Below are 9,862 nucleotides of genomic sequence, written 5' to 3' on the forward strand. Positions count from 1 at the left end.
CCAGCTCCCACAGTTTGAAATGCATTCCCCTTGTGGGAGCTGGCTTGCCTGCGATAGCGTCATTTGCACCACCCAGGCTTACGCTTCTGTACAAACGCCTGCGTCCCCTCAATCCCTTCCTCACTCGTCACCGCCTCGGCAAACCACTGCGCGGCCTGATCCAACAGTGGACCGACCGGCTGTTCCACACTGGCGAGCAACAGCGCTTTAGTCCGCGCATTCGCCCCCGGCGCACAGCGCAACACCTGCCCCAGCACCTCATCCAATCGTTCCGCCAATGCTTGTGCATCGCGCTCGACGTAGTGCACCAAGCCCAATCGCTCAGCCTCAACCCCATCAAACCGCGCCGCCGTCAGCGCCAGCCGCCGTGCCTGGGTCAACCCGATACGCTTGACCACAAACGGCGCAATCTGCGCCGGCAACAACCCCAGGCTGGTCTCCGGCAGGCCGAACTGTGCCTGGTGGTCGGCAATCGCGATATCACTGACGCACGCCAGCCCAAACCCGCCGCCCAGCACCGCGCCTTGCAGCACCACGATCACCACTTGCGGCACGGCCTCGACTGCTTGCAGCAGGGTGCCGAACGCGCGGTTCAGTGCCTGCAACTGCCCGCCCGCCATGACCATGTCTTTCACATCCGCCCCGGCACAGAAGTGCCCACCGGCGCCGCTGATCACCACGGCGCGCACCTGGCTGTCCAACTGTGCCAATACCGCGTGCAGTTCGTTGACCATCTCCAGGCTCATCGCATTACGGCTGGCCGGACGGTTAAGAGTGATGTGCAGCACGCCGTTATGCGGTTCGAGCAGCAGGGTGTTCATGATTTTTTCCCGGGCAGCGTGCCCATCAATTTGCAGATGATGCCCAGCATGATTTCATCGGCGCCGCCGCCGATCGATACCAGCCGCACATCACGGTAGGCGCGGGCCACCGGGTTGTCCCACATAAAGCCCATGCCGCCCCAGTATTGCAGGCAACTGTCGCTGACCTCACGGCCAAGGCGCCCGGCCTTGAGTTTGGCCATGGAAGCCAGGCGAGTCACATCCTGGCCTTTGATGTATTGCTCGGTGGCCTGGTAGACCAAGGCGCGCAGGCATTCGATTTCGGTGGACAGCTCGGCCAGGCGAAAGTGGATGACCTGGTTGTCGATCAGCGCCTTGCCGAAGGTCTGGCGCTCTTTGCAGTATTCGATGGTGCTGTCGATGCAGTGCTCCAGGCCCTTGATCATATTGGCCGCGCCGAACAGGCGTTCTTCCTGGAACTGCAGCATTTGCATCATGAACCCCGCGCCTTCGTGGCCGATGCGGTTGCGTTGCGGCACGCGCACACCGTCGAAAAACACTTGGGCGGTCTCGGAGCTGTGCATGCCGAGCTTTTCCAGTGGCGGGCTGACGCTGATGCCTGGGGTGGTCATCGGCACCATGATCAGCGATTTGTTGATATGCGGCTTGTCGTCGGAGGTGTTGGCCAGCAGGCAGATAAAGTCGGCGCTGGGCGAGTTGGTGATCCACATTTTGCTGCCGTTGATCACGTAGTCGTCGCCGTCCTTGCGCGCGTGGGTTTTAAGCCCCGCCACGTCGGAGCCGGCGCCGGTTTCCGAGACGCCGATGCAACCCACTTGCTCGCCGCTGATGGCCGGGCGCAGGAATTCGTCGCGCAGTTCATCGGAGCCGAAGCGGGCGAGGGCGGGCGTGCACATGTCGGTCTGCACGCCGATGGACATCGGGATGCCACCGCAGCGGATGGTGCCGAACTCTTCGGCGGCGACGATGGAGTAGCTGTAGTCCAGGCCCATGCCGCCAAATTGTTCCGGCTTGGAAATGCCCAGCAGGCCGAGGTCGCCGGCCTTGCGGAAGATCTCGTGAATGGGAAAACGCCCGGCTTTTTCCCATTCGTCCACGTGCGGGTTGATTTCGCGGTCGACGAAGGCACGTACGGTGCGGCGCAGTTCCTGGTGTTCCTGGGTGAAGATCATTGTTGTTGTTCTCCTTGTTGGGACGCGAAGCGTCCTTGGCTGCGTTACCACGCGGAGCGTGGGAACGATCAGCGCGCTACACCAAAGCTGTTGGGCTGCAGTTGGCGCACCTCGGCCTCATGGCAGATGTCCAGCAAGAACCCTAATAGCGTGCGGGTATCGCGTGGATCTATCAGCCCGTCGTCCCACAGGTTGGCGCTGCCATACAGCGCGGTGGACTGGCTGTCGAGTTTCTGCGCGGTGACCTGTTCGAGCATGTCCAGCACCTTGGGGTCAGGCACCAGACCGTCTTTCAACTGCTTGGCCTCAGTCACGATGCGCAGCACCTTGCCCGCCTGCGCGCCGCCCATCACCGCCGTGCGGCTGTTGGGCCAGGCAAAGATAAAGCGTGGGTCCAGGCCCCGGCCGCACATCGCATAGTTGCCCGCGCCATATGAGCCGCCGACCACTACCGTGAGTTTAGGCACCCGTGCATTGGCCACCGCCTGGATCATCTTCGCGCCGTGCTTGATCACGCCTTGTTGCTCCGACTCGGTGCCGACCATAAAACCGGTGGTGTTGTGCAGGAATAGCAGCGGCGTGCGGCTCTGGTCGCACAGTTGGATAAATTGCGCCGCCTTGCTCGCGCCCTTGGGGGTGATGGGGCCGTTGTTGCCGATCACACCGACGGCGCGGCCCTGGATATGCAAGTGGCCGCAGACGGTGTGGGCGTCGAACTCGCCTTTGAACTCCAGAAAGTGCGAGCCGTCGGCCAGGCGTGCGAGAATTTCGCGCACGTCGTAGGGTTTTTTCGGGTCACTTGGGATCAACCCCAACAACTCGTCGATAGGATACAGCGGCTCCTTGTAAGCTCGTTGTGGAGCGGGTGACAGGCGATCATCCCAAGGCAGCAGGCTGACGATTTCGCGCACGATGCGCACGCCGTCGGCATCGTTTTCTGCCAGGTACTCGGCCGTGCCGGCGGTTTGCGCGTGCATCTCGGCGCCGCCCAATTCCTCATCGGTAGCCACTTCGCCGGTGGCGGCCTTGAGCAGCGGCGGCCCGGCCAAAAACAGCTTGGCCTTGCCGCGCACCACCACCACGTAATCCGACAGCCCCGGTTGATACGCGCCGCCCGCCGTGGCCGAGCCGTGTACCACGGTGATCTGCGGCAAGCCCATGGCCGACATGCGTGCCTGGTTGGCAAAGCTGCGTGCGCCTTCGACGAAAATCTCCGCTGCGTAATTGAGGTTGGCACCGCCGCTTTCGGCCAGGGTCACCACCGGCAGTTTGTTTTCCATGGCGATCTGTTGCAGGCGCAGGGACTTTTTCAGGCCGGACGGCGAAATGGTGCCGCCCTTGATCGCGCTGTTGTTGGCCACCACCAGCATGCGCACGCCGCTGACGTAGCCGATACCGGCAATCAAGCCGCCACCGGCCGCGCTGCCGTCTTTGTCATCGTGGAGTTTGTAGCCGGCCAGGCTGGCCAATTCCAGAAACGGCGCGCCGGGGTCCAGCAGCAGGTTGAGGCGCTCGCGGGGCAACAGTTGGCCGCGTTTGTCGAACTTGGGTTTGGCTTCCTGCGCCTTGTTCAGCAGGGCCTGCTCCAACTGCTGCAATTGCGCGATGGCGGCCAGCATCGCCGCGCGGTTCTGCGCGAACTGTGGGCTGTGGGCGTCGATCAGGCTTTCAATCACCGGCATGGTTTATTGCTCCGTCTTCAGCACATCGGGCAAATACGCGCGGTGGAAACCGTTGAACGGCTCGCTCGGCGGCTGCGCCTTGTGCAGCGGCCAGGCGCGGCTGCCCAGGCTGGCGGCGCCGTCGATGCGCAAGGTACTACCGCTGATAAACGCGGCGGCGGGGCTGAGCAAAAACACGATGGCCGCGCTGACTTCCGATTCGGTGCCGATGCGCTTGAGCGGCACGTGCTCACGCAGGGTGGGGATCACTGCCTTGAACGCGCCTTCGTAGGTGTCCATGCCGCTGGACGCAATCCAGCCCGGCGCCACGGCGTTGACGCGTACACCGGCGTAACCCCATTCGAAAGCGGCGGTCTTGGTAAAGTTGTCCATGCCTGAGCGTGCGGCACCCGAGTGGCCCATGCCGGGCATGCCGCCCCACATGTCGGCGAGCATGTTGACGATGGCGCCGCCGTGTTTGCTCATCGACTGGTTGAACACTTCACGGGCCATCAGGAAACCGCCGACCAGGTTGGTGCGCAGCACGGTTTCAAAGCCTTTTTGATTGATCGACGCCAGTGGCGATGGGTATTGGCCGCCGGCGTTGTTCACCAACCCATGGATCGGCCCGTGCTCGCGGATGATCTGCGTGACCAATGCTTTCACGGCCTCTTCATCGCGAATATCACAGGCTTGCCAGTGTGCAGTGCCGCCGTCTTCGGCGATTTCCGTTGCCACGGTTTGCAGTTTTTGCGGCTTGCGCCCCACCAGTATCACGCTGGCGCCAAGGGCCGCCAGTTCATGGGCGGTGCAGCGACCAATGCCACTGCCGCCGCCGGTCACAATCACGGTGTGCCCCTGGAACAGGTCGGCTTTGAAGATCGAGTCGAAGGCCATGGCGACGGTCCTTTAGGAGAGTTGATCGGCGATGTGTTGCGGCACGGCGATGGGGATTTCCAGTAACTGCTGGGCGAAGGCCTTGCCTTGCGGGTCGATGCGCAGGCTGGCGATGCCGCCGCCGCCCAAGGCGTTTTCCAGCAGGAAATTCAAGCTGTGGCTGCCGGGCAAGTACCAGCGCTCGACACGGCCGTGAAGTGGGTCGAGCACATGGCTCATCCAGTCGACGATCACCTCCGGCGTGAGTGCTTCGGCGATCCATGACAGGTACTCGGGCTGGCGGGCGATCACCCCAATATTGCTGTGGTTGCCCTTGTCGCCAGAGCGCGCCACGGCCAGTTTCACCAAGGGCACACTGGCGTCGGCACGGCCTTCGGGTTTGGGTGGATCAATCGGCGCGTCGGGTGTGCGCATCGGGGCTGATGAAGGCAACGCAACGGCGTGACACACGCCTTGGAAGTCGACCAGTGGTGTACAGGATGATTTGTCGATCAGGAATGAAAACAGCCGAATCAGCGGGTACACCGTCGGTCGCCCGCCGACAATGCCGGTCAAACCGGGTGCCATGCCGGTCGCCGCCTGGGCGATCTCGCGGGCGAACAGCACCAAGGCCTGTTTGCTCGGATGGCGTACCGCCAATTTCACCACCACCTCGCGGCAATCCTGGCGCTGGGCGTGGGCGCCGTAGGTGGCTTCGCTGCCAAGCAGTTCGATATTGACCTCGGTGAAAGGCGCCCAGCCACGTTGGCTGAACAGCTCCGAGGTCTTGTTGATGATCGCCTGGCTGACTCGCTCGGCTTTGGCCACCGCGTCGATACCGGCGATCAGGCAACTGGCGGTGCAGCGGAAACCGTCGGGGTAAGTGGCGCTGACCTTGTACTGGTCGGTGGGCTGCAAACCTTTGGCGCCGTGCAGGCGCACGCAGTTTAGGCCGTGCTGCTGCAGGTTGACCTGGCTGAAATCGCAGATCACATCGGGCAGTAAATAAGCGCGCGGGTCGCCGATTTCATACAGCAACTGTTCGGCCACGCTGAGTTCGCTGATCAGCCCGCCGGTGCCGGCGACTTTATTCACGCTGAATTGGCCGTCGGCGCTGACCTCGACGATGGGAAAGCCGATGTGCTCGTAGTCCGGTACATCGCGCCAATCGGTGAAGTTACCGCCACTGCACTGCGCGCCGCATTCGATGATATGCCCGGCGAGCGCAGCTTGAGCGAGGCGGTCGTAGTCCTGCCACGACCAGTTGAATTCATGCACCAACGCGGCGCTGACCACGGCGCTGTCGACCACGCGCCCGGTAATCACAATATCGGCGCCCAGCGCCAGTGCCTGGACAATGCCGGGTGCGCCGAGGTAGGCGTTGGCCGAGACGCACACCGGCGGCAGGGGCGCACCGTGGAACATATCGCGCACGCCTTGTAGTTGCTTGAGTTGAGGTTGCAGGTCGTCGCCCAGCAGCACGGCGATTTTCAGCGGCACACTGGCCTTGTCGCAGGCCGCTTGCAGGGCGGCGGCGCAGGCGTGCGGGTGGATGCCGCCGGCGTTGCTGATCACGCGGATGCCCTGGCGCTGGATATCGCCCAGCAACGGCGTGAGCACCTCGACGAAATCCGTGGCGTAACCGGCCTGGGGATCTTTCATCCGCGCACCGGCAAGAATCGACATCGTGACTTCCGCCAGGTAGTCAAACACCAGGTAATCCAGGGCGCCGCCGTGCACCAATTGGGCGGCAGCCGTGCAGGTGTCGCCCCAGAAGGCGCTGGCGCAGCCGATACGAACCGTCTTGCTCATGAGAAATCCTTCCTCGAATGGCTGGCGTCGAGACTACCAAGCAAGCGCTTGGTTTGTAAACGGTTGAGATAAGTTTTGCCCAAGCGCTTGCTTGGCTGGCGGCCACGGCCTAAATTGCCGCCCAAGACGTCAGTAGAGATCAAGGAGAGCAGCATGGATGAGCAAAAAGCCCTGCGGGTGATGCGCACCATGGTCGACGGCGGCCAGTTGACCGACCCCGACAGTGCCCGTGGCAAGTTGCTGCAAACCGCGGCTCACCTGTTTCGCAACAAGGGTTTCGAGCGCACCACCGTGCGTGACCTGGCCAGTGCCGTGGGCATTCAGTCCGGCAGTATCTTTCATCACTTCAAGAGCAAGGACGAGATCCTGCGTGCGGTGATGGAGGAAACCATTCACTACAACACCGCGATGATGCGCGCATCACTTGAAGAGGCCAGCAACGTGCGTGAGCGCGTGCTGGCGCTGATCCGCTGCGAGTTGCAGTCGATCATGGGCGGCAGTGGCGAGGCCATGGCGGTGCTGGTCTACGAATGGCGTTCACTGTCGGCCGAGGGCCAGGCCCAGGTGCTGGCGCTGCGCGATGTGTATGAGGACATCTGGTTGCAGGTGTTGGGCGAGGCCAAGGCGGCGGGTTACATCCGGGGCGATGTGTTTATTACCCGGCGCTTCCTGACTGGCGCTTTGTCCTGGACCACCACCTGGTTTCGCGCCGAAGGCAGCCTGACCCTTGAGCAGCTCGCCGAGGAAGCGCTGTTGATGGTGCTTAAAGCCGATTGAGGCGCAAGCTATTAATTTGCCGATGGAAAGTTGTCTCACCTGACAAAAACGCCTAGCTTATTGCCATCAGAGTGTTAAACGGTGTGTGCCTCAATGTTTTCGCCATGGCGGCTGGCTGCAGGACTGACTATATGGGCACTGGGCACCGCGTGGTGGCTGCCGGCGTCGGCCGCGCAATTGGTCAGGATCGGCGCCGCGCACTTCCCGCCCTACACCGTTCGGCCAGAGCAGGGCGCCGACACCGGTTTGTTGCCGCAACTGGTGGAAGCCCTGAATGCTTCACAAGGCGACTACGTGTTTGTGCTGGTGCCTACCTCGATTCCGCGGCGTTTTCGCGATTTTGAGCAAGGCCGGGTCGATATGGCGATCTTCGAGAACCCCGACTGGGGTTGGCAGAATATTCCCCACACCAGCGTGGACATGGGCCTGGAAGATGCAGAAATATTCGTCGCCCAGCGTGAGCCCGGCCGCGACCAAAGCTATTTCACCGACCTCGCCGGTAAGCGCCTGGCGGTATTCAGCGGTTATCACTACGCTTTTGCCGGCTTCAACCCCGACCCCAAGAACATGGCCGAACACTTCAACGCCACGTTGACCTACTCCCATGACAGCAACCTGCTGATGGTGGCGCGCGGGCGTGCCGATATTGCGCTGGTCACGCGTTCGTTCCTGAGCGATTTCATGGTGCGTAATGCTGACATGGCCGGGCAATTTCTGGTCTCGGAGCGGATTGACCAGGTGTATCACCACTACGCGCTGGTACGGCCCAAAGCGCCGATCACCGGCGCGGCGTTTGCCGAGCTGCTCAAGCACCTGCGTGAGAGCGGGGAGATGTTGAAGATCTTCGAGCCGTATCGCATTGATGTGATGCCGGTGCCCTGATTATCTGCGTTGAGCAGGTTTGTTGTGGCAAGCAGGCTTGTTGTGGCCACTTGGCTTGTTGTGGCGAGCAGGCTTGTCCTGCGCTGGGGCGCGAAGCGGCCCCAATAAGGCCACCGCGTTCTTCCAATTAGGACCGAATGTCCGGTTTTAGGGCCGCTTCGCAGCCCAACGCAGGGCAAGCCTGCTCGCCACAATAAGCCTGCTCGCCACAACAAGTTTGCTCGCCACAACAAGCCAGGTGGCCACATATCCCTACAGCTTTACACCCTGCGTGCAAACGTATCGCTATGGCTGCCCGACACCTTGCGGCAATGCACCAGCGCGTCGCGAATCATGAAGTTCACCAGGGTTGGGGAGACGCCTAACTCCTTGGCGATGTCCTTTTGCGGCACGCCGTGCAGGCGGTACATCTCGAACGCGTAGCGGGTGCGCTGGGGCAGCTCCGTCAGGGCGTCGGCGATGTTTTCCAGGGTGTTGAAGTTGATATGCGAGGTTTCCGGTGAAGCGCCGTGAATGACCACATTCAAGCCTTCCTCTTCCGTCCCCGAATATTTGAGCTCCAGGGCCTGCTTGCGGTAGTGATCGATCGCCAGGTTGCGCACGATCTGGAACAGATAACTCAGTTGAGCCTTGAACGACGAGGTGATGGTCGGCGCCGATTGCAGTCGGAAGTAGGCGTCCTGCACAACGTCCTCGGCACGCGAGCGGCAGCCGGTAATACGGGCGGCGATCTTTACCAAAATAAGTCGATTGTCGACGAATGCCTGCAAAAGGGGTGAATCACACCTGCCTGTGGATACTTGTTCCGTCATGGAAATCACCTTGTCGCGAAAGAGTTAGGGGAGGGCGTCCTTGCTGAGGCCTCCTACACATCGGGCAACAAATTATGCTGAATGATAATGATTGTCAAATGAGAAGACGAACTAATCTTATGCTTTCTTGGTCGCTGTGAACTACGTCTCGCTCGCCCCCGGCGACTAATTATTTGTCGGGGCCGTCCGTTCTTCTGGGTGACAGGTCCGTTAGCAAACGGCCAAGGATCAGCACCCGCAGGAGGGCGAAATGGGTTTTTATCGTGCAGGCAGCGTGTTTCAGTTTGGAGACCTCAATCAATGAGTGTTTCCACGCGATTGCGCCTGTTCTGCCTGCCCTATTCGGGTGCCAGCGCGATGGTCTATGCACGCTGGCGCCGGGCGCTGCCTGAGTGGTTGCAGGTGTACCCGCTGGAATTGCCGGGTCGCGGCATGCGCATGGATGAGCCGTTGCAGCGCGATATCAAAGCCTTGGCGGCGCAGCTTGCCGACGAGATCGGGCGTGACCTGGGCGGCCTTAATGCTCCCTATGCACTGTTCGGCCACAGCCTGGGCGGCCTGCTGGCATTTGAACTGGCGCATGCCCTGAAGGCACGGAATCTGCCCGCGCCGCTGGCGTTATTTGCCTCCGGTACGGCCGGCCCGGCGCGCCGCGATGTGAGCGAATACGCCATCGAAAAGACCGATGAACAACTGATCGCCCGCCTGCGCGAACTGCAGGGCACCACCGAAGAGGCGCTGGCCAACCCGGAGTTGATGCAGTTGATGCTGCCGATTCTGCGCGCCGACTTCCTGCTGTGCGGCAGCTTCACCTATGGCGAGCGCGCGCCACTGGGCATGCCGATCCATGTGTTTGGCGGCAAGCAGGACAGTGTGCGCGCCGACCAGTTGCTCGACTGGCAGCTGGATGCCGCCAGCGGCTTTTCCCTGGACATGTTCGACGGCCACCACTTCTTCCTCGTGCAGCACGAAAGCGCGGTGCTGCGCTGCCTGCGTCGCTATGCCGACGAGCACCTGGCCCGCTGGCGCAACGATGTGGCGCGCCAACTGGCTGCCGTTTAGCACGG

9 protein-coding genes are annotated in these 9,862 nt (G+C 61.8%); 3 read left to right on the top strand and 6 right to left on the bottom strand.

The window, feature by feature from the left end:
- Window positions 1-59: 59 nt before the first annotated feature.
- The 5 genes from P5706_RS09410 to P5706_RS09430 form a co-directional block, all read right to left on the bottom strand.
- The gene (locus tag P5706_RS09410; RefSeq protein ID WP_285679065.1) at window positions 60-821 is read right to left on the bottom strand and encodes an enoyl-CoA hydratase/isomerase family protein; all 762 of its coding nucleotides are present in this window, start codon (window positions 819-821) and stop codon (window positions 60-62) included.
- On the bottom strand, window positions 818-1,975 hold the full coding sequence (atuD, locus tag P5706_RS09415) for a citronellyl-CoA dehydrogenase (RefSeq protein WP_056861079.1): 1,158 nt from the start codon (window positions 1,973-1,975) through the stop codon (window positions 818-820). The genes P5706_RS09410 and atuD overlap by 4 nt, the downstream gene beginning before the upstream one ends.
- A gap of 68 nt (window positions 1,976-2,043) precedes the next feature.
- Window positions 2,044-3,657, bottom strand: a complete 1,614-nt coding sequence (gene atuC / locus P5706_RS09420) for a geranyl-CoA carboxylase subunit beta (RefSeq protein ID WP_285679066.1) — start codon at window positions 3,655-3,657, stop codon at window positions 2,044-2,046.
- Between the two features lie 3 nt (window positions 3,658-3,660).
- A complete protein-coding gene (locus tag P5706_RS09425; RefSeq protein ID WP_285679067.1) occupies window positions 3,661-4,533 on the bottom strand; it encodes an SDR family oxidoreductase in 873 nt (290 codons plus the stop codon).
- A gap of 12 nt (window positions 4,534-4,545) precedes the next feature.
- Window positions 4,546-6,324 carry an acyclic terpene utilization AtuA family protein gene (locus P5706_RS09430; protein WP_285679069.1) on the bottom strand — a complete coding sequence of 593 codons (1,779 nt, stop codon included), beginning with the start codon at window positions 6,322-6,324 and terminating at the stop codon, window positions 4,546-4,548.
- A gap of 153 nt (window positions 6,325-6,477) precedes the next feature.
- On the opposite strand from P5706_RS09430, the gene P5706_RS09435 reads away from it, so the two are divergent.
- Both P5706_RS09435 and P5706_RS09440 read left to right on the top strand, forming a co-directional pair.
- Complete coding sequence (locus P5706_RS09435; protein ID WP_017134980.1) at window positions 6,478-7,101, top strand: TetR/AcrR family transcriptional regulator; 624 nt, start codon at window positions 6,478-6,480, stop codon at window positions 7,099-7,101.
- A gap of 93 nt (window positions 7,102-7,194) precedes the next feature.
- Window positions 7,195-7,983, top strand: a complete 789-nt coding sequence (locus tag P5706_RS09440; RefSeq protein WP_200434045.1) for a substrate-binding periplasmic protein — start codon at window positions 7,195-7,197, stop codon at window positions 7,981-7,983.
- 260 nt (window positions 7,984-8,243) lie between these two features.
- Here P5706_RS09440 and P5706_RS09445 read toward each other — a convergent pair whose 3' ends face one another.
- Window positions 8,244-8,795, bottom strand: coding sequence for an RNA polymerase factor sigma-70 (locus P5706_RS09445; RefSeq protein ID WP_005789991.1), 552 nt, complete (start codon window positions 8,793-8,795; stop codon window positions 8,244-8,246).
- A 300-nt stretch (window positions 8,796-9,095) separates the two neighbouring features.
- Between P5706_RS09445 and P5706_RS09450 the strand changes: the two genes are divergently transcribed.
- A complete protein-coding gene (locus P5706_RS09450; protein ID WP_285679070.1) occupies window positions 9,096-9,857 on the top strand; it encodes a thioesterase II family protein in 762 nt (253 codons plus the stop codon).
- Window positions 9,858-9,862: the final 5 nt, after the last annotated feature.

Origin of the sequence: Pseudomonas sp. ChxA, assembly GCF_030263855.1 — a bacterium.
In the GTDB taxonomy this organism is placed as follows: domain Bacteria; phylum Pseudomonadota; class Gammaproteobacteria; order Pseudomonadales; family Pseudomonadaceae; genus Aquipseudomonas; species Aquipseudomonas fluorescens_CB.